The 25,389-nt window shown below is 63.0% G+C and carries 25 protein-coding genes; 10 read left to right on the plus strand and 15 right to left on the minus strand.

The window, feature by feature from the left end:
• The first annotated feature begins 12 nt into the window (after nucleotides 1-12).
• Nucleotides 13-690, plus strand: coding sequence for a response regulator transcription factor (locus A0W34_RS22225; protein WP_081558290.1), 678 nt, complete (start codon nucleotides 13-15; stop codon nucleotides 688-690).
• A complete protein-coding gene (locus A0W34_RS22230) occupies nucleotides 687-1,964 on the plus strand; it encodes a sensor histidine kinase (protein WP_081558291.1) in 1,278 nt (425 codons plus the stop codon). The genes A0W34_RS22225 and A0W34_RS22230 overlap by 4 nt, the downstream gene beginning before the upstream one ends.
• Nucleotides 1,965-2,028: 64 nt before the next feature.
• Here the strand turns inward: A0W34_RS22230 and A0W34_RS22235 are convergent, their stop codons facing one another.
• From A0W34_RS22235 to A0W34_RS22245, 3 genes are all read right to left on the minus strand, one after another.
• On the minus strand, nucleotides 2,029-3,744 hold the full coding sequence (locus tag A0W34_RS22235) for a glycerol-3-phosphate dehydrogenase/oxidase (RefSeq protein ID WP_058037824.1): 1,716 nt from the start codon (nucleotides 3,742-3,744) through the stop codon (nucleotides 2,029-2,031).
• Nucleotides 3,745-3,792: 48 nt separating this feature from the next.
• Nucleotides 3,793-5,301, minus strand: coding sequence for a glycerol kinase GlpK (gene glpK, locus A0W34_RS22240; protein ID WP_003939742.1), 1,509 nt, complete (start codon nucleotides 5,299-5,301; stop codon nucleotides 3,793-3,795).
• Between the two features lie 64 nt (nucleotides 5,302-5,365).
• Nucleotides 5,366-6,193, minus strand: coding sequence for an MIP/aquaporin family protein (locus A0W34_RS22245; protein ID WP_003940085.1), 828 nt, complete (start codon nucleotides 6,191-6,193; stop codon nucleotides 5,366-5,368).
• Between the two features lie 239 nt (nucleotides 6,194-6,432).
• Here A0W34_RS22245 and A0W34_RS22250 point away from each other — a divergent pair, with 239 nt between their 5' ends.
• A complete protein-coding gene (locus tag A0W34_RS22250; RefSeq protein ID WP_007733475.1) occupies nucleotides 6,433-7,416 on the plus strand; it encodes a sugar-binding transcriptional regulator in 984 nt (327 codons plus the stop codon).
• Here the strand turns inward: A0W34_RS22250 and A0W34_RS22255 are convergent.
• Nucleotides 7,351-8,154 carry a TetR/AcrR family transcriptional regulator gene (locus A0W34_RS22255; protein WP_007733476.1) on the minus strand — a complete coding sequence of 268 codons (804 nt, stop codon included), beginning with the start codon at nucleotides 8,152-8,154 and terminating at the stop codon, nucleotides 7,351-7,353. The genes A0W34_RS22250 and A0W34_RS22255 overlap by 66 nt on opposite strands.
• 93 nt (nucleotides 8,155-8,247) lie before the next feature.
• On the opposite strand from A0W34_RS22255, the gene A0W34_RS22260 reads away from it, so the two are divergent.
• Nucleotides 8,248-9,201, plus strand: a complete 954-nt coding sequence (locus A0W34_RS22260; protein WP_081558292.1) for an ATP-binding cassette domain-containing protein — start codon at nucleotides 8,248-8,250, stop codon at nucleotides 9,199-9,201.
• Nucleotides 9,198-9,959, plus strand: a complete 762-nt coding sequence (locus A0W34_RS22265; protein ID WP_058037821.1) for an ABC transporter permease — start codon at nucleotides 9,198-9,200, stop codon at nucleotides 9,957-9,959. Before A0W34_RS22260 ends, A0W34_RS22265 begins: the two co-directional genes overlap by 4 nt.
• Nucleotides 9,960-10,051: 92 nt before the next feature.
• Here the strand turns inward: A0W34_RS22265 and A0W34_RS22270 are convergent, their stop codons facing one another.
• From A0W34_RS22270 to pdxH, 5 genes are all read right to left on the minus strand, one after another.
• A complete protein-coding gene (locus A0W34_RS22270; protein ID WP_003940440.1) occupies nucleotides 10,052-10,414 on the minus strand; it encodes an FKBP-type peptidyl-prolyl cis-trans isomerase in 363 nt (120 codons plus the stop codon).
• 38 nt (nucleotides 10,415-10,452) lie between these two features.
• Nucleotides 10,453-11,751 (minus strand): citrate synthase, encoded by a 1,299-nt coding sequence (locus A0W34_RS22275; protein ID WP_020908786.1) that lies wholly within the window; start codon nucleotides 11,749-11,751, stop codon nucleotides 10,453-10,455.
• Between the two features lie 358 nt (nucleotides 11,752-12,109).
• Entirely contained in the window at nucleotides 12,110-13,057 is a 948-nt protein-coding gene (locus A0W34_RS22280) for an aldose 1-epimerase family protein (protein WP_003939677.1), read from the minus strand.
• 41 nt (nucleotides 13,058-13,098) lie between these two features.
• A complete protein-coding gene (locus tag A0W34_RS22285; RefSeq protein WP_021332219.1) occupies nucleotides 13,099-14,364 on the minus strand; it encodes an MFS transporter in 1,266 nt (421 codons plus the stop codon).
• Nucleotides 14,361-15,074 carry a pyridoxamine 5'-phosphate oxidase gene (gene pdxH, locus A0W34_RS22290; RefSeq protein ID WP_081558293.1) on the minus strand — a complete coding sequence of 238 codons (714 nt, stop codon included), beginning with the start codon at nucleotides 15,072-15,074 and terminating at the stop codon, nucleotides 14,361-14,363. The genes A0W34_RS22285 and pdxH overlap by 4 nt, the downstream gene beginning before the upstream one ends.
• A 244-nt stretch (nucleotides 15,075-15,318) precedes the next feature.
• Between pdxH and A0W34_RS22295 the strand changes: the two genes are divergently transcribed.
• The 4 genes from A0W34_RS22295 to A0W34_RS22310 all read left to right on the plus strand — a co-directional run bounded on the left by A0W34_RS22295 (nucleotide 15,319) and on the right by A0W34_RS22310 (nucleotide 19,611).
• Nucleotides 15,319-16,446, plus strand: a complete 1,128-nt coding sequence (locus A0W34_RS22295) for a citrate synthase 2 (protein ID WP_003940025.1) — start codon at nucleotides 15,319-15,321, stop codon at nucleotides 16,444-16,446.
• Between the two features lie 63 nt (nucleotides 16,447-16,509).
• Nucleotides 16,510-17,631, plus strand: coding sequence for a phosphoserine transaminase (serC, locus tag A0W34_RS22300; RefSeq protein ID WP_007733484.1), 1,122 nt, complete (start codon nucleotides 16,510-16,512; stop codon nucleotides 17,629-17,631).
• A gap of 200 nt (nucleotides 17,632-17,831) precedes the next feature.
• On the plus strand, nucleotides 17,832-18,773 hold the full coding sequence (gene sepH, locus A0W34_RS22305) for a septation protein SepH (RefSeq protein ID WP_064073980.1): 942 nt from the start codon (nucleotides 17,832-17,834) through the stop codon (nucleotides 18,771-18,773).
• A 52-nt stretch (nucleotides 18,774-18,825) separates the two neighbouring features.
• Nucleotides 18,826-19,611 carry a DUF6928 family protein gene (locus A0W34_RS22310; protein WP_042451221.1) on the plus strand — a complete coding sequence of 262 codons (786 nt, stop codon included), beginning with the start codon at nucleotides 18,826-18,828 and terminating at the stop codon, nucleotides 19,609-19,611.
• A 20-nt stretch (nucleotides 19,612-19,631) separates the two neighbouring features.
• Here A0W34_RS22310 and A0W34_RS22315 read toward each other — a convergent pair whose 3' ends face one another.
• Genes A0W34_RS22315 through A0W34_RS22325 form a run of 3 tightly spaced genes read right to left on the minus strand, consistent with a single transcriptional unit; the run spans nucleotide 19,632 to nucleotide 21,334 of the window.
• The gene (locus A0W34_RS22315; RefSeq protein ID WP_030535366.1) at nucleotides 19,632-19,892 is read right to left on the minus strand and encodes a DUF2537 domain-containing protein; all 261 of its coding nucleotides are present in this window, start codon (nucleotides 19,890-19,892) and stop codon (nucleotides 19,632-19,634) included.
• Complete coding sequence (locus A0W34_RS22320; protein ID WP_003939731.1) at nucleotides 19,889-20,695, minus strand: TrmH family RNA methyltransferase; 807 nt, start codon at nucleotides 20,693-20,695, stop codon at nucleotides 19,889-19,891. The genes A0W34_RS22315 and A0W34_RS22320 overlap by 4 nt, the downstream gene beginning before the upstream one ends.
• 48 nt (nucleotides 20,696-20,743) lie before the next feature.
• On the minus strand, nucleotides 20,744-21,334 hold the full coding sequence (locus A0W34_RS22325) for a TetR/AcrR family transcriptional regulator (RefSeq protein WP_037128521.1): 591 nt from the start codon (nucleotides 21,332-21,334) through the stop codon (nucleotides 20,744-20,746).
• Between the two features lie 70 nt (nucleotides 21,335-21,404).
• On the opposite strand from A0W34_RS22325, the gene A0W34_RS22330 reads away from it, so the two are divergent.
• Complete coding sequence (locus A0W34_RS22330; protein WP_003940103.1) at nucleotides 21,405-21,953, plus strand: hypothetical protein; 549 nt, start codon at nucleotides 21,405-21,407, stop codon at nucleotides 21,951-21,953.
• Here A0W34_RS22330 and A0W34_RS22335 read toward each other — a convergent pair.
• The 3 genes from A0W34_RS22335 to A0W34_RS22345 form a co-directional block, all read right to left on the minus strand.
• Entirely contained in the window at nucleotides 21,937-23,244 is a 1,308-nt protein-coding gene (locus A0W34_RS22335; RefSeq protein ID WP_007733487.1) for an MFS transporter, read from the minus strand. The two genes, A0W34_RS22330 and A0W34_RS22335, sit on opposite strands and share 17 nt — an antisense overlap.
• A 104-nt stretch (nucleotides 23,245-23,348) precedes the next feature.
• Nucleotides 23,349-23,780 carry a MarR family winged helix-turn-helix transcriptional regulator gene (locus A0W34_RS22340; RefSeq protein WP_003939901.1) on the minus strand — a complete coding sequence of 144 codons (432 nt, stop codon included), beginning with the start codon at nucleotides 23,778-23,780 and terminating at the stop codon, nucleotides 23,349-23,351.
• Nucleotides 23,781-23,845: 65 nt separating this feature from the next.
• Nucleotides 23,846-25,300: an NCS2 family permease gene (locus A0W34_RS22345; protein ID WP_003940242.1), complete on the minus strand. Its 1,455-nt coding sequence runs from the start codon at nucleotides 25,298-25,300 to the stop codon at nucleotides 23,846-23,848.
• Between the last annotated feature and the right edge of the window lie 89 nt (nucleotides 25,301-25,389).

The following is a 25,389-nucleotide window of genomic DNA, read 5'->3' on the forward strand; positions in this document are numbered from 1 at the left end:
AAGCGAAGGCCGATGACCGATCCGTTGATTTTGCTGGTCGAAGACGACGCTGTCATCCGCGAAGCAACGCAATTGAATCTCGAACGCAACGGGTTTCGGGTAATCACCGCATCGGGTGGGTTGACCGGAATGGAATTGGCCCTCGAAGCCAAGCCGGATATCGCCGTCCTCGACGTGATGCTTCCCGACCTGAACGGAATCAGCCTGTGCCGACGCATTCGTGAGGAACTGTCGGTGCCGGTCATCATGCTGTCCGCGCGCGACGACCCGGTCGACATCGTTCTCGGATTGGAAGCCGGTGCCGACGATTACGTCACCAAGCCCTTCGACAGCGGTGTCCTGGTGGCCCGTATCCGCAGTGTGCTCCGGCGGGTCGAATCCCATTCCGGTACGGAGAAAGACATCGTGACTCTCGGCGATCTGGAGATCGATCGCGAGTTGGTGACCGTCACGCGTTCGGGCTCCGAAGTGGCTCTCACACCCACCGAAATGAAGCTGCTCCTGGTCATGGTGAGTGTGCCGCGCAAAGTCTGGTCTCGCTCCGAACTGCTCTCGGATGTCTGGGATTACGACTGGGGCGGCGATACTCGCATCGTCGACGTTCACGTTCAGCGATTGCGCACGAAGATCGGCTCCGAACAGATCCGGACCGTCCGGGGGTTCGGCTACACGATGGACAACCATCGGTGAGATCGCGGGATCTCGCAGCCAAGCTCCCGTCCACCGGCAGGCGGTTGTCGTTTCAGTGGAAGATCGCGGCGGCCATCACGTTCGTGATTGCCGTCGCCTCGATCACGCTCAGTACCGTGATGCATCAAACCTTTTCACACAACCAAGAGGATGCAGCGCGGGCGGCAGCTGATCGCAATCTCCAACTGGTGCTGCAGGACGAAACGGGCAGCATGCGTGCGCTGTTCCGCGCCACCACAGATGGTCTCGACGTTCCGGAAGAGTTGCGCGAGGCCGTGGCGGGCGGCAAACGTGCCACCTACCTTGTCGACAGCGGGGACCAGCCTTTCGTCTGGGCTGCTGCCGACGTCAACACTCAGGTGGTGGCGATTCGCGTCCCGTACACCGCGCAGCGGGAATCGATCGCCAGCGTCGATCGGACACTTCGCAACGCCACCATCGCAGTGATCGCAGCGGGTGCCGTCCTGGGTGTGCTGCTTGGACTCGCGATGTCGTATCGATTGCGCTCGGCCGCCCGTGCGGCCCGCAAAGTGTCTACCGGAGCGAACATCCGCGTCCGCTCGGTCACCTGGTCACTCTTCGACGACGAGATCACCGAACTGGCGGATGCAGTCGACGCGATGTCCGATGCTCTACGGGGACAACTGGACGCCGAAAAGCGCGTGACAGCCAACATCGCGCACGATCTCAGGACGCCCATCTCCGGACTGGTCGGCGCCGCAGAGCTCCTGCCACCCGGTAGGCCAACCGAATTGGTGCGCGACGGCGTCCATAAACTCAGGAGGCTCGCCGAGGACGTCATCGAAGTGGCACGCCTCGACACCACCTCCGAGCAGGCAGACATCCAATCGGTGGAACTGGCGCCGGTGGTGCGTCACGCGATTTCCACCACAGGAGTCGAGTGTGAAGTGAGTGTTCACGGCACCCCCGTGTCGTACACCGACGCGCGCAGACTGGAGCGGATCATCGCCAACCTGATCTTGAATGCTCGCAATCACGGAAAGTCGCCGATCAATGTCCACGTCGACCACTCCCGCATCACGGTCCGAGATCGGGGCGTCGGGTTCACTGAAGAGTGGCTTCGCCAGGGGCCGAAGAGATTTCAGACCAACTCCGTCGAACGCGGCCCGAACTCAGGCCTGGGCCTCGGCTTGACGATCGTAGTGGGACAAGCGGCGGTCATCGGCGCTCGTATCGACTTCGCGAACCATCCGAACGAGGGCGCGGTTGTGACGATCGACCTCCCTGAATGTTCGGCAGACGAGTTCGATTGACACCGAGGCAGTTCGGTCGATCGGCCGGGACACAGCGTCCCGGCCGATCATTGGCGTCCCGGACTCAAACCTGTCCGACAGCGACTCCGGTGCGAACGTCCGGTGCACCGAGGCGCGCCGCATCAGCTGTGAGGTCATCGGGCTGCTCCTGAGATTCCCGCTCGGCTGCGACGCGCAACCGGTAGTGCTCGATCTCCTCGGCAATGTGCTCGGGAGTCCAACCGAGCACCGGCGCAACCAGTTCCGCCACTTCGGCAGCTGCCGCATCGCCGCGATCGGTAACCTCGATGGAGATGCGGGTACGACGGGTGAGGATGTCGTCGAGATGCTGTGCACCCTCGTGACTCGCGGCGTAGTGAATCTCCGCCTTGAGGTACTCAGGGGCGGAGTCCAACGGCTGCCCCAGTTCCGGTCGCGCCTCGACGAGTTCGAACAACTCGTCAGCCAGAGTGCCGTACCGACCCAGTAGGTGCTCGATGGTCGAAACGTGCAGTCCCGTGCGCTCAGCGGTGAGATGCCGATTGTTGTGCGCGGCAAAGTAGCCGTCGGCACCCACAAGTTGGATACGCTCGGTGCAGGACTTCGGCACCTTCTGTTCCAATCCGTGTACCGCGGAATCGACTGCGTCCTTGGCCATCACGCGGTAGGTCGTGTACTTGCCACCGGCGACCACCGTCAACCCTCGAACCGGACTCGACACCGCGTGCTCACGCGAGAGAGTGCTGGTCGAGTCCGATTCGCCGAACAACAACGGACGCAGTCCCGCGTACACACCGACAACGTCCTCGTGCGTCAACTCGTCCTGGAGCAGCTTGTTGACATGTCCGAGGATGTAGTCGATATCGCTTCGGCTCGCTGCCGGATGCGCGAGGTCGAGGTTCCAGTCGGTGTCCGTCGTACCGATGATCCAGTGGCTTCCCCACGGGATCACGAACAGCAGACTCTTCTCGGTCCGCGTGATGATTCCGGTCGCAGAGTTGATGCGGTTTCGCGGGACGACCAAATGCACACCTTTCGAAGCGCGAACCTGGAATTGCCCTCGCCCACCGACCATTTCCTGAATCTCGTCAGTCCACACACCGGCGGCGTTGATGACCTGACGAGCACGGATCTCGAACGCGCGACCTGTTTCCAGATCCACGGCCTTCACCCCGACTACGCGGTCCTCCTCACGGAGAAAGCCGATTACGCGGGTGCTGTTGACGCACAGCGCGCCGTACTCGGCCGCCGTGCGCGCCAGCATCATCGTGTGGCGGGCGTCATCTACCTGACCCTCGTAGAACTTGACCGAACCCCGGATAGCAGAGCGCTTTCCGGAAGGGAACGATTCGAGAGTCTTCTTCTTGCCCACATGCTTGTGGTGTGAGGGAACCCCGCGGCCTGCGCCCATCACGTCGTAGACGCCGATGCCCAGACCGACGTACGGCCGGTCGATCAACTTCTCGAGTGGGTAGATGAACGGCACCGGCTTCGCGAGATGCGGGCACAGCGAATTCAGAACCAGTGACCGCTCACGCAGTGCCTCGAACACGAGCGCAAAATTGAACTGCTCGAGGTAACGCAGTCCGCCGTGGAACAGCTTGCTCGACCTGCTCGAGGTTCCGGACGCGAAGTCACGAGCCTCCACCAAGCCCACCTTCAGACCGCGAGTTGCGGCGTCGAGCGCGCTACCCGCTCCGACCACGCCACCGCCGATAACGAGGACGTCGAGTTCGGTTTCTTCCAACTTCTTCAGCGACTCCGCCCGCGAGGACGGACTCAATGCTTGTGCTGTGCTCATGAAAACTGTTCCTTCACTTGAAAATAGGTAGAAATGGGGGCGCCGCGATCAGTCTGCGTCGACCCAGTCGAGTGTCCGAGTGACGGCTTTCTGCCAGCCTGCATACAGGCGCTCACGCTCGGCCGAATCCATCGACGGCGTCCAGCTCTTGTCCTTCGCCCAGTTGCTGCGAATGTCGTCCTCGCTCTCCCAGTACCCGACCGCGAGACCAGCGGCGTACGCAGCGCCCAATGCCGTGGTCTCCGCAACGACAGGGCGGATCACCTCGACGTCGAGCAGATCGGCCTGGAATTGCATGAGGAGTTCGTTCGCGACCATTCCGCCGTCGACCTTGAGAACCTTCAAGTCGACACCCGAGTCGAGGTTCATCGCCTCGATCACCTCACGACTCTGGTACGCAGTCGCTTCGAGCACCGCCCGGGCAAGGTGCCCCTTGTTCACGAACCTTGTCAGACCGACGATCGCACCGCGTGCATCCGCGCGCCAATGCGGTGCAAACAGGCCCGAGAACGCGGGCACGAAGTACGCGCCACCGTTGTCGTCCACTGAGCGCGCGTTCACCTCGATGTCGGCCGCGTTGTCGATCATGCCGAGGTTGTCTCGAAGCCACTGGACCAGCGAACCGGTCACGGCGATCGATCCTTCCAGTGCGTAAACCGTTGGCTGCTCACCGATCTTGTAACAGACCGTCGTCAACAAGCCGTTCTTGCTCATCACCTTTTCGGTGCCGGTGTTGAGGAGCACGAAGTTGCCGGTTCCGTAGGTGTTCTTCGCTTCTCCGGGCGAGAGGCAGGCCTGACCGAAAGTCGCTGCTTGCTGATCGCCGAGGATTCCGGCGATCGGCACGCCGGACAACGTTCCGCGTTCGCGCACGAATCCGAAAGTTTCGGACGAGCTGCGAATCTCGGGGAGCATCGATTCGGGGATGCCCATGTCGGCGCAGATCGCCGAATCCCAAGCGAGAGTGTCGAGATCCATCAACAGAGTGCGCGACGCGTTGGTGGGGTCGGTAGCGTGCACTCCGCCGTCGACGCCGCCGGTCATGTTCCACAGCACCCAGGTGTCCATCGTGCCGAAGCACAACTCGCCTGCTTCGGCCTTCTCACGCGCGCCCTCGACGTTGTCGAGAATCCACTTGACCTTGGGGCCCGAAAAGTACGTGGCCAACGGCAATCCGGTGACTTCGGTGTACTTCCTGGGGCCGTCTTCGCCGGCGAGTGCAGTACAGATTCGATCGGTGCGTGTGTCCTGCCAGACGATGGCGTTGTAAACGGGCTTTCCGGTTGCTCGTTCCCAGACCACTGCCGTCTCACGCTGATTGGTGATGCCGACGGATGCGATGTCGGCCGCGGTCAGATCTGCGTTGGCCAAGGCGCCCGCGGTGACGTTGCGGACGTTGTCCCAAATTTCGATCGGATCGTGTTCGACCCAGCCTGCCTGCGGAAAGATCTGTGTGTGCTCGTGCTGTTCGACAGCGACTACGTGCCCACTGTGATCGAAGATCATGCATCGCGTGGAGGTGGTTCCCTGGTCTATCGCGGCTACGAACTGCGCCATCGTGCTACCCCTTTGGTGTCGAAGAAAGTGCGAAAGATTTACTGTCAGAGATGATGATTCGCCATCAGGCCGGTATCGTGGCCGGCTCCTCGGCTGCCTTCTCCACCGACTCGTCAGGCAGGAATCGACCAATCAGCTTGTCGTAGAGGAACACCCCGATCGGAGCGCCGATCAGCGGCCCCACGATGGGCACCCAGAAATACAGGCTCCCGTACTGATCTCGCCAGGCGCTGCCGTAACCGGTGAGATACGACGCCAGCCGCGGACCGAAGTCACGGGCCGGATTGATGGCGTAACCCGCGTTGGTCGCCCATGCGAATCCGATTGCCACCACGATCAAACCGACGACGAAGGGCGCAAGATTCGCGAGCGGCGGAGTTCCCCGAGTATCGGTCACCGCAACGATGAGGAACAACAGGATCGCCGTGCCGATGATCTGATCTATCAGCGCTGATCCCAGACTGACCGGGAGCGTTCCGTTTCCGGGCATCGTCGAGAAGATCGTCTGAGTCGCCGTTGTGTGTCCGGGATCGATGGCATTGAGCATGTCGTTGTAATTCCACCGGACGATCAGGGCCGCGACAAAGGCTCCAGCGGTCTGCGCCAGCGTGTAGGGCAGGACCTTGCGCCAGGAGAATCCCCGGAAGATCGCAAAGGCGAAGGTCACTGCTGGGTTCAGATGAGCACCCGTCACCCGGCCTGCGACATAGATGCCGAACATGACGCCGAGTCCCCAGGCCCACGCGATACTGTCGTGTCCGCCGAGACCCCCACCGCTCCCGCCGGACACAACCTGCGCCACAACTCCGACGCCGAACAAGATCAAGATCATCGTTCCGGCGAACTCGGCTGCCAACTCGCCTGGAAGCCCTAATCGCTTGGCTTTCTCCATCCCCACCCTCACTTCGTTGTGATGCATGTCATAGTTTGGATTGCTGCACCCGTAGCGTAAGGCCGTTTGCACATTCACGCATAGCTCGTGCACATATGTGCAAATGCCCCATTTGCGCACCGTAACGCGGGTAACAGACACACTTCTGGGACTTTGCGTGATCGAGCGCCTCGGCCTGGGCCTACTCGGATAAGATTCGGTTCAATGCTCTTGCACGTACGTGCAGACAGGACGAACCCATGGAAACTCCCACTTCGGACTCCGCTACCTCCGATCCGGCGGACCCGCGCATCGCCGACGCAGTTCAGGCCGCACGCCTCTACTACTTCCAGGACCAGACCATGGCTGCCATCGGCCGCGACATGGGGGTGTCCCGATCCACCGTCTCCCGATTGATCACCTACGCGCGCACCTCGGGTCTCGTCGAGATCAAGATCAGCACCCCGCACGGCCAGGCTCCTCGCATCGAACGCGAGTTCTCGGAACGGTACGGAGTGCGCGCCCACGTGGTGACCGTGCCGGAACTGGTGGGAGATCTCGAGCGACTCGAAAAGGTCGCAACCTTTGCAGGACGCCTGCTGGCGTCGTTCTTCGACAGCGACATGGTGATGGGGATCGCCTGGGGAACCACACTCAGTGAAGTCAGCAAGCACCTTGCCCCCAAACGCACGTACAACTCGTACGTCGTGCAACTCAACGGCGCCGCGAATACTCGCACCACCGGAATCTCTTACGCCAGCGACATCATCAGAACCATCGCCGACGCCTACGGTGCTCTGCCCCAAGGATTTCCGGTGCCTGCCTTCTTCGACTACCCGGAAACCCGGGAGCAACTGTGGCGCGAACGAAGCATCAAACGCGTCTTGGACATGCAGAAGCGAATGGACCTGGCAGTCTTCAGCATCGGCGTACCGGGCGGCAACGTACCGAGTCACGTCTACACCGCCGGATACCTCGAACCCGATGAAGCAGAAGCACTTCGACGCGACGGAGTGGTCGGCGACATCGCAACCGTCTTCTTCCGGTCGGACGGGAGCTACCGCGGAATCGAACTCAACGAGCGCGCGAGCGGCCCGCGACTGGACCTTTTCGAGAAGGTCGCCAGGCGCGTGTGCATCGTCGCCGGAACAGCAAAACTGCCGGCCCTGGAGGGAGCACTACGGGGCGGGCTGATCACCGATCTGATCATCGACGACGTCAGCGCCACCGCGCTGGTGTCCTGACCGCTGCACCAGCTTCTCGATTCCGTCGAGAAGTAAGCCGAGCGAGAAACTGAAATCGAAGGCATCGTCGCCGGCGGCCTCACCCTCCGGGCTGCCGTCCTCGAAGCCGCCTTCCTCGATTGCTGCACTCAGGTAGGGGAATCCCTCCCGATTGATGACACGAGCAATGAGAGCGCCGTATGCGACGTCGTCGTCTGCCGACTGCGCTGAACGAGAAGCCAGGTCAGCCGAGAATCGAGCGCGGCCGATGACGAACAACGACACGTTGGTCACCACCTGGAACTTCGACGCGGCGCTCAGGGCGACCCCGTCGAGGGCGCTCAGACCCGCGTCGAGCCACGCCATGTTGTTGGGCCCGGTCGGTGGAGCCGTGATGGGCAGCTTGAGCCACCACGGTCGACTCAGCATCGTGGCATACTCCTGATTCGCCCACGCCTCGAGCTTGACGCGCCAGGTCACGCCGTCGGGAATCACCGGCGGCGGCCCGATCACCCGATCCGAAATCAGTTCGATCAGTTCGTCTTTGCTTGCCACGTAGCGGTAGAGCGACATGGTCGTGAACCCGAGCGCTTTGGCCACGCGGCCCATCGACAGAGCGGTGACGCCTTCTGCGTCGGCCAATTCGATCGCGGTGTCGAGAATTTGCTCGAGACTGAGCCCCTTCTTCGGACCCCGCGTTCCCGGCTGGTCCAGTCCCCAGGCCAGTTCAACTGCTCTCGGTAGCGCTCCGCGATCCATAAGCTCCCACTCTTCACTCTTGCCATCATCCTAGAACTGTGTACGCTATAAACACGAGTTTATGACATACACAGTTCTTACTTGGAGGTCTCGATGTCAGGAACGATCCCCGCAATCTCGGTCCGCGGACTCCGTAAGCACTACGGCGATCAACAGGTACTGGCTGGACTCGACCTGGCGGTCCCGGCCGGATCGGTGTACGCCCTCCTCGGCGCAAACGGCGCCGGAAAGACCACGGCCGTAAGAATTCTCACCACCCTCATCCCCTTCGACGGAGGCGAGGTCATGGTCGTGGGGCATTCACTGCCCGGAGATCCACAGAACGTTCGGCGGCGCATCAGCGTGACCGGGCAGTACGCAGCCGTCGACACCTTGCTGACTGGATTCGAGAACCTCACCCTACTGGGCGAACTGAATCACCTGGGCCGGAAGAACTCCCGTCGCCGTGCCGAGGAATTGCTCGACCAGTTCGTTTTGACGGACTTCGGCGACAAACGCGCCGGTGACTACTCGGGCGGCATGCTCAGACGACTCGACATCGCGATGAGCCTCGTCGCCCGACCGGACGTCGTCTTTCTCGACGAACCCACCACCGGCCTGGACCCGCGAAGCCGCCACGACATGTGGTCGATCGTTCGAGGACTCACAGCGTCAGGCGTCACCATCTTCCTCACCACCCAATACCTCGACGAGGCAGACGAATTGGCCGATACGGTCGGCGTGCTGAGCGGCGGCCGCATCGTCGCCGAGGGAACACCGGACGAACTCAAACGCCTTGTTCCCGGCGGCCACGTCGCACTGCAATTCGAGAACCTGGCTCAACTCGAACTCGCCGCGGCATCACTGCCGCAGGCGCATTCGAATGCCGAGACCTTGACCCTGCACATCCCTTCCGACGGGGCAGTTCCGTCGATCAAGGCGATCCTCGACTCGATCGACGATCCGTCGATCACCGTCGAGAAGTTCTCCGTTCACACTCCGGATCTGGACGACGTGTTCTTCGCGCTCACCGGATCAGGCCAACCCGAGATTGCGAGCGTTCGATGACCTCCACCATTGCAATCGATTCCGCGGTGATGCTCCGCCGGAATCTCAAACACGTTCTGCGCAGTCCGGATTCGATGATCACCGCGATAGCCCTTCCGGTCATGCTCATGCTGCTGTTCGTCTACGTCTTCGGCGGCGCCATCAACACCGGTAGCGAGTACATCGACTACGTCGTGCCAGGAATCATCCTTCTGTGCGCCGGTTTCGGCGCCTCGACCACCGCGGTCAGCGTCTCGAGCGACATGAAGGACGGGATCATCGACCGTTTCCGGACCTTGGCGATCTCTCCGTCGTCGGTCCTGACCGGTCATGTACTGGCCAGCGTCGTCCGCAACGTCCTGACTACGGCGATCGTGGTCGTCGTTGCGCTGATCATGGGATTTCGCCCGACAAGCGATCCGTTGCGCTGGCTCGGCGTCGCCGCTGTGATCGTCGCCTTCGTCTTTGCCATGTCGTACCTCTCGACAGCTTTGGGACTCTTGGCCCAGAACCCGGAGGCTGCAAGCGGATTCACCTTCGCCATCATGTTCCTGCCCTACGTCAGCACTGCTTTCGTACCGGCTGAGACCATGCCGTCCTGGCTGCAGGGGTTTGCCCGGCACCAACCGGTGACTCCGATCATCGAGACTGTGCGCGGACTCCTGATGGGCACGCCGATCGGGAATAGCGCGGCCATCGCCCTCGCGTGGTGCCTGGGCATCGCCGCCGTGGGATTCGTGTGGTCCAACTGGCTCTACCGACGAAAGACCGCGAGCTGACCACACAAGAAAGCCCCACACCTGACGGTGCGGGGCTGCTTGTGCTGTGCGCCTTTATTAACCGCGGGGGGTTAATAAAGGCGCACAGTGGATTACTTGGCGTCCAGCAGATCGATCACGAAGACCAAGGTCTTGCCGGAAAGCTGGTGCCCTGCACCGGCGGGGCCGTATGCCAGCTCCGGCGGAATGGTGAGCTGACGGCGTCCGCCGACCTTCATGCCCGGGATGCCGTCCTGCCAGCCCTTGATCAGGCCACGAAGCGGGAACTGAATGGACTCGCCACGGCTCCAGGAAGAGTCGAACTCTTCGCCGGACTCGAACTCGACACCGACGTAGTGAACGTCGACGGTGCCACCGGGAACGGCTTCGGCGCCTTCTCCGACAACCAGATCCTTGATGACCAGATCGGTCGGCGCGGGGCCTTCCTGGAACTCGATTACGGGCTTGCTACTCATGGGTCCTCCTCGTTGAGGCGAAAATTGGGGGGCAGGGGCTAGCGGGTGGTGATGTCCCGATAGTCACGCTCGGTGTAGCCGGTGTAGATCTGGCGCGGGCGGCCGATCTTCGTAGCCGGATCCTCGTGCATTTCACGCCAGTGCGCAATCCAGCCGGGCAGACGGCCCATGGCGAACAGCACCGTGAACATGCGCGGCGGGAAGCCCATCGCGCGGTAGATGAGGCCGGTGTAGAAGTCGACGTTCGGGTAGAGCTTGCGCTCGATGAAGTAGTCGTCCGTGAGGGCGGCCTCTTCGAGTTGCATTGCGATGTTGAGCAGTTCGTCGTCGCCGCCGAGCTTGGCGAGGATGGTGTGCGCGGTTTCGCGGACCAGCGCAGCGCGCGGATCGTAGTTGCGGTAGACGCGGTGCCCGAAGCCCATGAGCTTCACGCCGTCTTCCTTGTTCTTGACCTTGCGGACGAACTCGGCTGCGGTGCTGCCGCTGGCCTTGATCTCGTCGAGCATCTCGAGCACTGCCTGGTTGGCGCCGCCGTGCAGCGGGCCCCACAGTGCGTTGATGCCGGCCGAGACGGAGGTGAACAGGTTGGCGTCCGACGAGCCGACCATACGCACGGTCGACGTGGAGCAGTTCTGCTCGTGGTCTGCGTGCAGGATCAGCAGCATGTCGAGTGCCTTGGCGACCTCGGGATCACCCTGGTACGGCTCGGCGGGGAAGCCGAACGTCATACGCATGAAGTTCTCGACCAGGTTCAACGAGTTGTCCGGGTACAGGAACGGCTGTCCGACGGACTTCTTGTACGCGTACGCAGCGATGGTCGGCAGCTTCGCGAGAAGACGGATGGTGGACAGTTCCACCTGCTCCGGATCCTCGGGATCGAGCGAATCCTGGTAGTACGCCGACAATGCGTTCACTGCGGACGAGAGAACCGGCATCGGGTGAGCGTTGCGCGGGAATCCGTCGAAGAACCGCTTGAGGTCCTCGTGAAGCAGGGTGTGTCGACGGATGCGGTCCGTGAAGGACTCGAGCTGGGCGTCGGTCGGCAGTTCGCCGTAGATCAGCAGGTAGCTGACCTCGATGAACGTCGACTTACCTGCCAACTGCTCGATGGGATATCCGCGGTAACGCAGGATTCCCTTCTCACCGTCGATGTAGGTGATTGCAGAACTGGTGGATGCAGTGTTCACAAAACCGGGGTCAAGGGTGGTGTACCCCGTTGTGGCCAGCAGCTTTCCCAGCTCGATGCCGTCATTGCCCTCTGTTGCCCTGGCAATGGACATCGTGTACTCACCACCGGGGTAAGTAAGCGTGGGCTTTGTGTCATTGTCAGCGGGCACGAAGGATCCCTCTCAAGCTCGAACCAACGAGTAACTACATGCGATCAACTAGAAACTAGTCGCACGGGAGAGATCGTGCCGAAGGAGGGTCGCTCCACGGCTATTTTTCGGGTACTCACGAACCCGACATACCCACCGAAACTGAAACATGTTCCAGTCTGGGCTTTCCCACTCGCGTGACCGGTACTCCAGTCTACGGAATCGCGCATTTACCCACACTGATCTGCAAATCTCGGCTGCAATTCGCAAATGGGAGCAACGTCGGACCTTCCGGACCACTGACACGGGGTACCGAAAACCGATCGTTATCGGCTGATGCCTACTTGGTGTTACACGATCCCACGGTATGAGAGCCGGATCACAGCGCCTTGATGCCCCAGCTACCCGTCCACGTCTGACCCGGATGAAGCACCAGGAGATCGATGCCCGAGTTGAAGGCGTCAGGCGGGCAGGTCATCGGCTCCAAAGCCAATGCGCGCCCACGGTCGGGATACCCCTTGTCGTTGGCGGGATCTGCGATGAAGGCCTGAATCCACGGGAACTCGCGGTTGGTCCACAGGGCAGTGCCCGTTCCATCCGGAGCCAGCAGCTCGTGTTGCGTGCGACCACTGCCGTCGACGACGTCCAATGCGCTGTACGGAGTGTCCAACTGCACCCCGGCAAGCAGTCTCGGTGTCCGGAAGTCGTAGTCCGTACCGGCGACTGCCTGCGAATACGCGTTCGGCAGCATCCTCGCCGGATCGATCGGCAACCGCGTGCCTGCTGCCAGATGCAGAGCACATTCGTCGAGCGGAAAGTCGCCGGCGCGAATGAAGGTGTGCATTCCGAGCCCGAACGGCGACGAGGTCGCACCCTTGTTCGTGGCCGTGTGCGTGACGGTCAGTCCGTCGGCACCGACCTCGTAGGCGACCGTCAGCTGCAACGGATAGGGCCAACCCTTGTGAAGTCCCACGTCGACCGACAGTTCGACGCGCTCGTACGTGTGGTCCACGAGGCTCCAATTGCGACGCCGGACGAACCCGTGGCTCGCGTTCCCCAGCGCAGGTTCGGTGATCTCGAGTTGATGCTCGATCCCGTCGAACATGAAGTGCCCGTCGCGAATTCGGTTGGGCCACGGCGCGAGAACCAATCCGGCCGACAGCGGTGGCTTCGATCCGAGTGCCCAGGTCTCGGTCAGCGCGCGCTGACCGTTCGGTCCTTCGTGATCGAGTAGCCGCAACCCGGCACCGGCCGCGGCGATCTCGGCTCGATAGCCTCCACCACGGATCTCGAACCCTCCCCTACCCGTGCTGTGCGGCGCAGTCATACGTACCAGTTTCCACCACGAGCGACCGGTTAACCAGGACGTCAGACGGCGCGTCCCACCTTGTAGCGAACGAATGCCGGAAATGCGAGGGCAGAAAGGACAACACCGACAATCACCAGGAAGCCGCCGCCCGCTGCCGCGACACCGGTCCCGAACAGGAAGGCTGCACCGCCGTGCAGCACGTCACCGATACGCGGACCACCTGCCACGACCACGATGAACACGCCCTGCAGTCGTCCGCGCATGTCGTCGGTTGCCACTTGCTGGAGCATCGTGCTGCGGAAAGCCGCCGAGACCATGTCGACGGCTCCGCCGAATGCCAGGAACGCGACCGCCACCCAGAGCAGAATCACACTGGAACCGGGACTCGCGAAGTACACGGCAACGCCGAAGCCGACCATGGACAGCCCCCACAGCGCGATGCAGACCAGAACGGCTCGCCCCTGGTACTGAACCCGTGGCAACCAACCCGAGAAGACTCCGCCCAGAACGGCTCCCACCGACATCGCCGCGAACAGCAGTCCCAGCGCAAAACCGCCGCTGGCGGGATCACCGAAGGATTCGTGGGCAATCTCCGGGAACAATGCTCGCGACATCCCGAACACCATCGCGATGATGTCCACCACGAACGACGCGAGCAGAACCTTCTGCGTCGCGAGATACGTGAAACCGCCGAGGACCTCGCTCAATCCGGCTCGCCGAGACGTTCCGGTCGGCGGAATCGCCGGGAGCTTCCATACCGCCCACAGTGTGGCGAGAAGAAAGATCGAGTCGAGCAGGTACAGCAGTTGCAGACCGGCCGACGGTATGAGGACACCCGCCAGTAGCGGGCCGGCTATCGCACCGAACTGCACGACAGTCATGTTCAGCGAGTTCGCGGCAGGTAACTGCCTGCCCGGAATCAACCGAGGGATGATCGCCGCTCGCGTCGGCTGGTTCACCGCGAAGAACGCCTGTTGAACCGAGAACAATCCGAGCACCAACCACACGTTGTTCACGTTCAGGGCAGCCTGGATCCAGAACAGTACCGACGTGACGCCGAGTCCGATCGAGGTGATCATCAACAGCCGTCGTCGATCCATGACGTCGGCCAGTGCGCCGCCCCACAGACCGAAAACGACCAGCGGGACCAGACCGAAGATTCCCGTCAGACCGACGTAGGCCGAGCTTCGGGTGATCTCGTACACCTGTTGCGGTACGGCGACCACGCTGAGCTGAGCGCCGATGACGGTGACGATGCCGGCCGTCCACAGCCGTCGATAGTCGCGATTCTCGAGCGGAGTCGTGTCCGCGAGTAGCCGGCTCACGGCTGGAGACGGACGGCGGACCACTGTCCGTCGACCAGGCTCGTGCGAACTCGATTGTGCATGCGGTTCGCGCGTCCTTGCCAGAACTCGACAGACTCGGGCCGAATCAGAATCCCGCCCCAGTTCGGTGGCACCGGAATCTCACCGTCCACGCCGAATCGAGCAGCGACCTCACGCAGTTGCTCGTCGAGATCGGCACGCGAGTCGATCGGACGAGACTGCGACGACGCCCACGCGCCGAGCTGTGAACCTCGAGGCCTGGTTCGCCAATACTCCTGCGTCAGTTGAACACTCACCCGCTCGGTGGTGCCGCGGACGATCACCTGCCTGGCAAGGGTCAGCCACGTGAAGTTCGCCGACGCGTACGGGTGGGCGTCGAGGTGACGAGCCTTGTCGGATCCGTAGTTGGTGAAGAAGAGGACGCCGTCCTCGCTGAGCCCTTTGCAGAGCACGGTGCGCGACGCCGGACGGCCACCGTCGTCCACCGTCGACAGAGTCATGGCGTTGGGCTCCGGCGCGTCAGCTTCGACGGCGTCCACGAGCCATTGGCGCATGAGGGGCAGCCAACCGGTTTCGACAACCGAAGTATCCAATTCCGCACTCATGCGGTCCTCGACGGACTCCGATTCGCTGCCTGCTTGCGGATAGCCCACACGCATGGCCGCGAGTTCGTTGTCCACCGCCTGCGGGTCCTGACGTTCATTCGACACAGCCGAGAACGCTACTCCCGGGTACTCACTGGCCAACGGCTACGCGGCACGCGCTAAAGTTTGCCGTGGCTAGACCCGACCCGGACCGCGAGCCGCACCAGCGACAGCGCCGAATCGGGACGAGACGATTGCGCAGTACAAAACACGGTGCGTGCTCATCCCTGCGAGCACCGAGGCGCAGTCACTGAAGCTGAGGCAGTGCGACTGTAGACCTGGCGCACTCGAACGAGGAGAGTCCACGAGAATGGCAGCGAGCGCAGCAATACCGGACGATTTTGTGAGCGGACTCGAAGGCGTCGTCGCCTTCACCAGCGATATCGCAGAACCTGACAAGGACGGCGGCGCACTGCGCTACCGCGGAGTCGACATCGAAGACCTGGTCGGCCAGAGGGTCACCTTCGGCAACGTATGGGCCCTTCTCGTCGACGGCCGCTTCGGCCCCGGCCTCCCGCCGGCCGAGCCGTTCCCCCTCCCCATTCACACCGGCGACGTCCGTGTCGACGTTCAGGCCGGACTGGCGATGCTGGCTCCCATCTGGGGCTACCAGCCGCTCCTCGACATCGATGACGAGACCGCCCGCGACCAGCTCGCCCGCGCATCCGTCATGGCGCTGTCGTACGTCGCGCAGTCCGCTCGCGGCATCTACCAGCCGGCAGTCCCGCAGAGCCGCATCGACGAGGCCAAGACCGTCACCGAACGCTTCATGGTTCGCTGGAAGGGTGAGCCCGATCCGGCACACGTCGAGGCAATCGACGCGTACTGGGTCTCGGCAGCCGAGCACGGCATGAACGCCTCCACCTTCACGGCCCGCGTCATCGCCTCCACGGGCGCCGACGTCGCGGCTTCGCTTTCCGGCGCCATCGGCGCGATGTCCGGCCCGCTGCACGGCGGCGCACCGGCCCGCGTTCTTCCGATGATCGAAGAGACCGAGAAGACCGGCGACGCCCGCGCACTGGTCAAGGGAATCCTCGACCGCAAGGAAAAGCTCATGGGCTTCGGACACCGCGTCTACCGCGCCGAAGATCCCCGTGCACGCGTGCTCCGCGCCACGGCCAAGCGCCTCAACGCTCCCCGCTACGAGGCTGCCGCAGCTCTCGAGCAGGCTGCACTGGCAGAACTGCGTGAGCGTCGTCCCGATCGCGCGATCGAGACCAACGTCGAGTTCTGGGCCGCCGTCATCCTCGACTTCGCCGAGGTTCCCGCGCACATGATGCCTGCCATGTTCACCTGTGGCCGCACCGCCGGCTGGTGTGCACACATCCTCGAGCAGAAGCGTCTCGGTAAACTGGTACGCCCGGCCGCCATCTACACCGGCCCGGCGCCCCGTACTCCGGAGTCGGTCGAGGGCTGGGACCAGATCAGCCACGCGTAGTACCCCGCTCGAATTCGCCAATCACGGTAGTACAGAACACAAGTGAAGGAACAGAAAGAAGCGATGACCTCCACACCGATCATCCCCGCCGACCTCAAGCCCGCCGACGGACGCTTCGGCTGCGGTCCTTCCAAGGTTCGCCCCGAGCAGCTGCAGTCCCTGGTCGAGGTGGGCGCTTCGGTGTTCGGCACCAGCCATCGCCAGAAGCCGGTCAAGAACGTTGTGGCCAGCATTCGTTCCGGCCTCGCCGATCTGTTCTCACTGCCCGAGGGCTACGAGGTCGTCCTCGGCAACGGCGGAACCACTGCGTTCTGGGATGCGGCCGCATTCGGCCTCATCCGCGAGAAGTCGCTGCACCTGACCAACGGCGAATTCAGCTCCAAGTTCGCTTCGGTCGCCAAGGCCAACCCGTTCATCGGTGACCCGATCGTCGTTTCCGCCGATCCGGGCAGCGCACCGGTGCCGGTCTCCGACCCGTCCGTCGATCTCATCGGCTGGGCGCACAACGAGACCTCCACCGGTGTGTCGATCCCCGTCTCGCGTCCCGCGGGTTCGGAGAACGCACTGATCGCCATCGACGCCACCTCGGGCGCCGGCGGACTTCCGGTCAATGTCGCCGATTCCGACGTCTACTACTTCGCTCCGCAGAAGTGCTTCGCTGCAGACGGCGGACTGTGGATCGCGCTGATGAGCCCGGCCGCCCTCGAACGCGTCGCGGAGATCAAGGATTCGGGACGCTGGACGCCTGACTTCCTCTCGCTGCCCATCGCCGTGGACAACAGCTCCAAGGATCAGACGTACAACACCCCGGCCCTGGCCACCCTCTTGCTCTTCGCCAACCAGATCGAGTGGATGAACAGCAACGGCGGCCTCGACTGGACTACCGCTCGCACCGCGGATTCGTCCTCGCGCCTGTACAACTGGGCCGAGGCCAGTGAGTTCGCAACGCCGTTCGTCGCTGATCCGGCACACCGCTCGCAGGTTGTCGGCACCATCGACTTCAACGACGACGTCGACGCTGCCGAGGTGGCAAAGATCCTGCGCGCCAACGGAATCGTCGATACCGAGCCGTACCGCAAGCTCGGCCGCAACCAGCTGCGCGTCGGCATGTTCCCGGCCATCGACCCCGATGACGTCACCGCTCTCACCAAGAGCATCGACTGGGTCGTTTCTCAGCTCGGCTGATTTTCACATTTGCTTCACCGCTCGGCCCCCGGCATGACGTCGGGGGCCGAGCGTCGTTTGCGCCAGGCCTTGTGAGCTACCACACCGGTGGGCGGATCCGAGGTCATCTCGCCCTGCGTGTCCTGCCGAGTCCATGGTCACGAATGAATTACAGTTGAGCGCGGCGCAAAGTCGCGAGCCGGCGCGATAAGGAGGTCAATGTGCGAGAGCTTCGAGTGATCGGACTTGAACCCGATGGATCGCATGTGGTGTGCGCAGATGCTGAAACCGGCCAGAAATTCCGGCTTCCCGCCGATGACAAACTTCGTGCAGCTTCCCGCGGAGACGTGGCTCGACTCGGCCAGATTGAGATCGAAATGGAAAGCCAACTCCGTCCCCGCGAAATTCAGGCGCGCATTCGTTCCGGTGCTTCCGTAGAGCAGGTCGCCGAAGAAGCGAAGATCCCCATCAGCAAGGTCGAGCGCTTTGCGTACCCCGTTCTGCTCGAGCGCTCCCGCGCCGCGGAAATGGCGCAGGGCGGACACCCGGTGCGCGACAACGGTCCGACAGTTCCCACCCTCTCCGAAATCGTGACCCACGCATTCCGCGCCCGCGGCCACAGTATCGACGAGGCCACCTGGGATGCCTGGCGCGACGAGGACAATCAGTGGGTCGCGCAGTTGCAGTGGCAGGCCGGCCGCACCACCAACGCCGCGCACTGGCGCTACCAGCCCGACGCGCACGGCGGAACGATCGTCGCACTCGACGACGCGGCATTCGACTTGATCGATCCCGACTTCGGTCGCCCGCTCCGCGGCCTGGTACCGGTGGTCTCGAACGAGCCGCAGCAGCTCGAACTGTCCCGATTCGACGTCGAACCGGTGGCGGAGATCGAGCCCGAGCCCGCAGCAGTTTCCGAGCGGACAGCAGTTTCCGAGCGCACAGTAGTCCCCGAGCGGACGGTGGTGGCGGAACGGATCGGGGCGCCCGAACCGATTGCTGTCGAGCCGGAAACCGTCGTCACCGAAGAGGTTCCCGAACCCGCACCGGATGTGACCCCGAAAACCGCTCCGCAGCAGACGCAGACCAAGGACAAGCGCGGACGGCCTGCTCTTCCCTCGTGGGACGACGTACTCCTCGGGGTCCGCAGCAGCGGTCGCTGACCCGAAGGAAAGTATTCTTCTTTCGAGCGAGGCTGAGGAGAGAGGGCTGCCGGTGGCTGCACGGGTATCGACGATCTGGTTTCTGGGCGGCGCAGACGCTCGCACCGAATTGAGCAGGTACCCACAGCCGGATCAGACCGAGGCCCTGAAAATCGCCATGTCGCTGTACCCGGACAAGGAGTTCGAGTCGCTCGGGCCTCAGCCGCTGTCGATGGCCGCGACGGTGAGCCCCGGCTACGTCTTCGTCGGCGCGTACGGTCGAGTGAGTGTCGTCTGCAGCTCCGAACTCAGCACCTTCGTCCCCTCGAAACTGCCTGATTCCTGGCACCTTTCGGCAGAGGGTGGCTCGACGCTGTTGATCAGCTCCGTCCCCGAAACCGCGCAGGGTTCGTTTGCACTGTGGGAGGACGGCGAGCTACGACGCTCGTTCAGTGCCATCCCGATCGACATCGTCGAAAATCTGGGGATCCCACAGACCTGGGAACTGGAATTCTGGGCCGGCAACCATCCCCTGCGTTACCCGCCCGGGATCCTGCCTGATCCGCAGTCACTTCCGTTCCACCCGCAACAGTTCGCGGAGTCCGCCAACCTCGAGTGGCTGGGATTTCGATACACCGGCGCGCCGCGAGAACACGAACTCGACACAACGCAGATTCTCCTGTGGGGCTTCAAGATTCACCGACCCGGCGAGGCACCCAAACCTGCACCCCCAGCCCCCGCGCCGATGCCCGAGCAGGCGCCGACAGAGGTACCCATGCCCGAAAACATGCCGCCGATCCACGACGCACCGGTGGCCAAGCCGCGCGGCCGCCTCGCTCGGTACTTCGGCTTCAAGTAGCGCCGAGCAGCCTCACAGGTTCACGCGGCTATCGCTGCGATCCACCCGAGCGGTACGCCGGCTACCGCGCCGTAGACCACCCATCGCCAGACGGGGACGGCTCGCCAGCGCCAGACGGTCGGCGCAAGTCCGCCTACCGCAATGACATTGACGACAACCGCCAGGAGCACGTTCACGTTGCCCAGCGCGACACAGAACGCCGCGACGGCACTGGTCGAGAGCATGGCTGCGAACACCGACACCGCGATTCCGGTGAACCAGGGCGTGCGGTCCTGAGTCACCGGCCGGTCCTGACACGTTCGTAGAAGGCCATCGCCGCTGCGGTCGCGACGTTGAGCGAGTCGGTGCCGGGTGCCATCGGTATCTTGGCACGAATGTCGGTGGCCCGCATCGCATGTTCGGTCAAACCTGGCCCCTCGGCGCCCAGCAGTAGCGCTACCTTCTCCCCGGTCATCGCTTCGGCCAAAGTGACCGCTTCCGGATTCGGAGTCAAGGAAATGAGCTGAAAACCGTTGCCACGCAGCTCATCCAAGTCGTGTGGCCACTTTGCCACATGCGCGAAGGGCACTCGCAGCACGTGCCCCATCGACACACGGACCGACCGCCGGTACAGCGGGTCGGCACAACCCTTCCCGAACAGAACTGCATCGACACCGAGCCCCGCCGCGTTGCGGAACATCGAGCCGAGATTCTCGTGATCGTTGACGCCTTCGAGAACCACGACGGTCTTCGCGTCCTTCAACACGTCCGAGACCGCGAGCGGTGCCGGGCGCGCTGCTGCAGCGAGGACGCCGCGGTTGAGGTGAAATCCGACGACCTCGGCCATCACTTCGGCGCTCGTACGGTAGAACGGCACGTCCACACCGTCGAGATCGTCAGCGAGCTCCAGGAGCCGTCGTTCGACGCCGAGGAGACTGATCGGCTCGAACCGCGAAGTCAGCAGTCGCTGAGTGACGAACACTCCCTCGGCGATGACCAGTCCCTTGCCCTCCGGCAGGTCGGGGCGCCGATCCGAAGAGTTGAGATCGCGAAAGTCATCCAGCCGGGGGTCGGCGGGATCTGAGATGTCGATGACGTGAACCACGGGTCTATCGTGCCGTACGCACCGCAAGCCCCCACCACTACTCCCGACCTAGCGCAACAGCGTGACAAAATGCGCGTCGAGCACCTGGCTGATCACCTCTGGATTGGTTCGCTCGGGATTGTCGACGCCGTGCGACGCGAGCCCGTCGGCGAGCGCATGCAATCTCATCGCCTCGATGTCGACCGAGGCACCCGGCCGTAGAAAACCCGCTCGATGCGCCGCTTCCACGAACGAACGAAAGTGCTCGAACAAGGTCCGGTCTGTCTCGTCACGCACGGCCGTCAACGCCGAATCGGTCTGGGCGGCAGCAGCAAAGGCCTCCCAAACCTGCATTTCTTCACGCCGATCTTGGTCGAGGGGAACGAACTGATCGGTGAACTGACGGATCGCGCGGCGGATGTCGGGATCGAAGTCGATGCCGGCAATCCTTTCCTCCACCCGGACGGTCACGAGCGTCATCGCGAACAGCAAGAGTTCGGACTGCGTCGCGAAGAAGTGCCGTAGCGACCCCGTCGACATCTTCGCCTCGTCCGCGACCGCCCGGACGCTGGCGCTCGCCACACCGTCTCGACGGATCACACGCCACACGGCCTCGGCGATCTCTTCACGCCGCTCATCCGGACTGCTACGTTTCACCACTTCACAAAACTAACACAGCTGTGCTAGTTTTCGATCACTAACACAGTCGTACTAGAAATGAGCTGATGTCATGATCGTCCACTTGATCATCGCGTGCGAAATCATGTTCTGGGTGTTCATCGCCGCAGGTCTCGCGGCCCGCTATCTACTGCGCCGCAAAACGCTGGGCGCCGCACTGCTCATCTGCGCGCCCCTGGTGGATGTCGTACTGCTCGTCGCCACAGCCCTCGATCTTCGTGGCGGTGGCGAGGCGAACTTCACCCATGGGCTTGCCGCGGCCTACATCGGATTCTCCGTCGCGTTCGGACACAGCCTCATCTCCTGGGCCGACGCCAGGTTCGCCTACCGATTCGCCGGCGGCCCGGCTCCCGTCGCACCACCCAAGTACGGGAGTGCGCGAGCACTGCGCGAATGGCGCGAGTTCGGCAAAGCCGCGATCGCCTGGGCCGTCGCGTGCGGACTTCTCGGCGCGGCCATCTTCCTCGTCGACGACCCCACCCGTACTGGAGCCCTCGACGGATGGATCAGCAAGCTGACAGTGGTACTCGCAATCTGGGGAGCAATCGCCCTGAGCTACACGGTGTTTCCCAAGCGTGAGAAGGTCACGGCGCGCGGCTAGCCTCGACTGCCTGTTCGGTCGCGTCGCATACGATCACCGGACGCAGGACGAAAACCGGCAGCCTGCCACCGTCTTCCGGTCGCGCAAGACGAAGTTTCAGCCCTTCGCTGCGTAGCAGGTACACCCCGGCCACAGTGCCCGAGACGAGCGAGATCACTCCGCCCACGATCAAGGGCGCACGTGGGTCCACGGAGTCGGCGAGCCAACCCAGCAACGGGCTTCCCAGCGGTGTGCCACCGAGGAAACTGAGCATGTAGATACCCATCACCCGCCCGCGCATCTCGGAAGGCACCGACATCTGCAGGATGTTCATCGCGGACGTCGTGAACGTCAACGTCAGTGCGCCCGTGGGGATCAACATCAGCGCCACCAACGCGTAGGTGGGCATCAATCCCACCGCGACCTCGAACACACCGAAAGCCACGGCGGCACCGAGGAACGTCCGCAACCGCGGCGCTTCCTTCCGTCTTGCGGCGTACGCAGCGCCGGCAAGGGTGCCCACGGCGAGCGTCGTGGACAGCAATCCGTAACCGTCGGCCTCGAGACCGAACGTGTTGCGCGCCATCACCGCCAGGCTGATCGCGAAGTTCAGGCCGAAGGTCGAGACCATGAAGACCGACACCATGATCACGCGAAGGTCCTTGCGGCCCCATACATATCGGAACCCGTCGCGCACCTGCCCCTTGGTGCGCGGGGCCGGTTCCGACGGGATCAACTCCTTCTTGTTCATCAGGTAGAGCGCGATGAGCACCCCACCGAATGTCGCGACGTTGAGCAGGAACACCCACCCTGTTCCGATCAGGTTGATCAGCACACCCGAGATGGCCGGACCGACGATGCGGGCCGTGTTGAACGTCATGGAGTTGAGCGCGATGGCGTTGGACAGGTGCTCCTTGCCCACCATTTCGATGGTGAACGATTGACGCACGGGTGCGTCGAGCGCCGAGACACAGCCGAGGGCAAAGGCAATCAGGAAGACATGCCACAACGCGACGAGCCCACCGACGTCCAGCAGGCCCAACACGAGTGCGCATACCGCACTCGCCCACTGCGTGAAGATCAGGATCCGACGCTTGTCGTACCGATCGGCCAGCACCCCACCCCACACCGACAAGAACAGCGTCGGGCCGAACTGCAAGGCCATGACGATGCCCACCGCCAGCGCGTTGCCGTCCGAGAGCGTCAGTACCAGCCAGTCCTGGGCGATGCGTTGCATCCACGTGCCGACCAGAGAAACGATCTGTCCGGAAGCCCAAAGGCGGTAGTTGCGGTTGTGGAGCGCGGCAAACATGCCGGAATCGGGGTCTCGGGGCACCCCACTATCTTGCCCCTCGAGTAATTCGTTTGGGCAACGACCTCTGGGTAGCGGAGCTACGCGACCTCTAACTCACGGAGCTACTCCGTCTTGTTGACCATCTCGGTGATGATCTCGACGGCACCGCGCAGCGTCGCGAGTTCTTCGCCACCCAGCCCGGCCAGCTGCTCGTTCATCCACGCCTCGCGCGCATGGGTTTCGTCCGCGAGCAACGCCTGCCCGGCGTCGGACAGATTCACGATGATCTGACGACCGTCCGTGGGATGCGGCGAGCGCTCGACCAGACCGAGCTCGGCGAGAGAAGCAACAACGCGCGTCATCGACGGCGGCTGCACTTTCTCACGTGCTGCGAGTACGCCAGGAGTCATCGGGCCGTACTGATCCAGGCTCGCCAAGGCGGACAGTTGCGTCAGCGATACCTGAGCGTCGACTCTGCGGCCGCGCAGATGCCTGGTGAGACGCACTACAGCCAGGGAAAGATCGCTGGCCAGCGCACGAGTTTCGGTGGTCACGCGTCAGACAATACGTCAAGAGCTGGCCGGTAGCTCACGTAATCGAATACCGGTCAACCCTGATTTCACGTAAGGGCGTCGGTAATGGGTCCGACAGTGAAGTAGGCCACAAAAAGTGCCGCCACGATCCAGAGCAACGGGTGGATCTTCTTGATACCACCGCTGGCAGCGTGCAGGACCACCCATGAAATGAAGCCGACGCCGATGCCGTTGGCGATCGAGTAGGTGAACGGCATGACGATCATGGTCAGGAACGCCGGGAGAGCAACCGAGAACTTGGTGAAATCGATGTCTCGGACCTGCCCGATCATCAGCGCACCGACGACGACGAGGGCAGGCGCAGCTGCCTCGATCGGCACGACGGAGTAGAGCGGCGTCAGGAACATCGCGACGAGGAAGAGCAGTCCGGTCACGACGTTTGCCAGGCCCGTGCGGGCGCCTTCGGCGATACCCGACGCGGATTCCACGAACACGGTGTTCGACGACGCCGAAGCGCCACCGCCCACGATCGCGCCCGCGCCTTCGACGACAAGCGCGCGACCGACGTTGGGGAGGTTTCCGTCCTTGTCGGTCAGGCCGGCTTCCTTACCGAGACCCGTCATCGTGCCCATGGCGTCGAAGAAATTCGCGAGCACGAGGGTGAAGACAAGCAGGCTGGCGGCCAGAACACCGATGCGGGTGAATGCGCCGAAGATGCTGACGTCGCCGACCAGGCTCAGATCAGGCATACCACCGAGCATCTCCGGGATCGCGGGGATGCTGAGGTTCCAGCCCTTGGGGTTGGTTCCGAGCGAGGGTCCGACGTCGGCAACTGCCTCGATGATCGCGGCGAGGATCGTCGTGACGACGATGCCGATCAGCAGTCCACCACGAACCTTGCGCACTACCAGAACACCCATGAGCAGCACACCGAAGATGAACACCACGGTCGGCCACGAAGCGATGGAGCCGTTGATTCCGAGTCCGACGGGAACCGTCGTACCGGCGGCATCGGGGATACGGCGGACGAATCCGGCGTCGACCAGTCCGATGAAGGCGATGAACATGCCGATACCGGCCGCGATCGCGGACTTCAATGCCGAGGGAATCGCATTGAACACCGCAGTTCGGAAACCGGTGAGTGCCAACAGAACGATGATCACACCGTCGATGACCACCAGGCCCATCGCCTCGGGCCAGGTGACCTGAGGTGCGATTGTGACGGCGAGCAGGCTGTTGATGCCGAGACCCGCGGCGATGGCAAACGGATAGTTGGCAACGACACCGAAGACGATGCTCATCAGGCCGGCAACCAGAGCGGTGACCGCAGCCACCTGGTTGACCGGAAGGATGTTGCCGAGAACGTCGGTCTTCGCTGCAGCGTCGTCAGCCGAGAAACTGCCGAGGATCAGGGGGTTGAGGACCACGATGTAGGCCATCGCCACGAAGGTGACGACACCGCCGCGAATCTCGGTCGAGATCGTCGACCCTCGTTCGCTGATCTTGAAATAGGTGTCGAGGATCTTGCCGGGTGCCGCCATGTTTGTTCTTTCCCCATCGCTGTAGGTCGCCGTGTGCCGGCGCACATGAAGCCGGTCGCACTAGGGAGAGTAGGCCACCGGGGTACGGG

It is taken from the genome of Rhodococcus sp. BH4 (genome assembly GCF_002079265.1).
In the GTDB taxonomy this organism is placed as follows: Bacteria; Actinomycetota; Actinomycetes; order Mycobacteriales; family Mycobacteriaceae; genus Rhodococcus_F; species Rhodococcus_F qingshengii.

Bases quoted from the DNA above. Each gene is read 5' to 3' on its own strand.
- A0W34_RS22245 (WP_003940085.1), bottom strand. From the start codon at position 6,193: ATGGAGAAAGCCAAGCGATTAGGGCTTCCAGGCGAGTTGGCAGCCGAG.
- A0W34_RS22270 (WP_003940440.1), bottom strand. From the start codon at position 10,414: ATGAGTAGCAAGCCCGTAATCGAGTTCCAGGAAGGCCCCGCGCCGACC.
- A0W34_RS22235 (WP_058037824.1), bottom strand. From the start codon at position 3,744: ATGAGCACAGCACAAGCATTGAGTCCGTCCTCGCGGGCGGAGTCGCTG.
- glpK (WP_003939742.1), bottom strand. From the start codon at position 5,301: ATGGCGCAGTTCGTAGCCGCGATAGACCAGGGAACCACCTCCACGCGA.
- A0W34_RS22295 (WP_003940025.1), top strand. From the start codon at position 15,319: ATGGCAGCGAGCGCAGCAATACCGGACGATTTTGTGAGCGGACTCGAA.
- serC (WP_007733484.1), top strand. From the start codon at position 16,510: ATGACCTCCACACCGATCATCCCCGCCGACCTCAAGCCCGCCGACGGA.
- A0W34_RS22265 (WP_058037821.1), top strand. From the start codon at position 9,198: ATGACCTCCACCATTGCAATCGATTCCGCGGTGATGCTCCGCCGGAAT.
- A0W34_RS22280 (WP_003939677.1), bottom strand. From the start codon at position 13,057: ATGACTGCGCCGCACAGCACGGGTAGGGGAGGGTTCGAGATCCGTGGT.
- A0W34_RS22250 (WP_007733475.1), top strand. From the start codon at position 6,433: ATGGAAACTCCCACTTCGGACTCCGCTACCTCCGATCCGGCGGACCCG.
- A0W34_RS22255 (WP_007733476.1), bottom strand. From the start codon at position 8,154: ATGGATCGCGGAGCGCTACCGAGAGCAGTTGAACTGGCCTGGGGACTG.
- A0W34_RS22260 (WP_081558292.1), top strand. From the start codon at position 8,248: ATGTCAGGAACGATCCCCGCAATCTCGGTCCGCGGACTCCGTAAGCAC.
- A0W34_RS22330 (WP_003940103.1), top strand. From the start codon at position 21,405: ATGATCGTCCACTTGATCATCGCGTGCGAAATCATGTTCTGGGTGTTC.
- A0W34_RS22225 (WP_081558290.1), top strand. From the start codon at position 13: ATGACCGATCCGTTGATTTTGCTGGTCGAAGACGACGCTGTCATCCGC.
- A0W34_RS22345 (WP_003940242.1), bottom strand. From the start codon at position 25,300: ATGGCGGCACCCGGCAAGATCCTCGACACCTATTTCAAGATCAGCGAA.
- A0W34_RS22335 (WP_007733487.1), bottom strand. From the start codon at position 23,244: ATGTTTGCCGCGCTCCACAACCGCAACTACCGCCTTTGGGCTTCCGGA.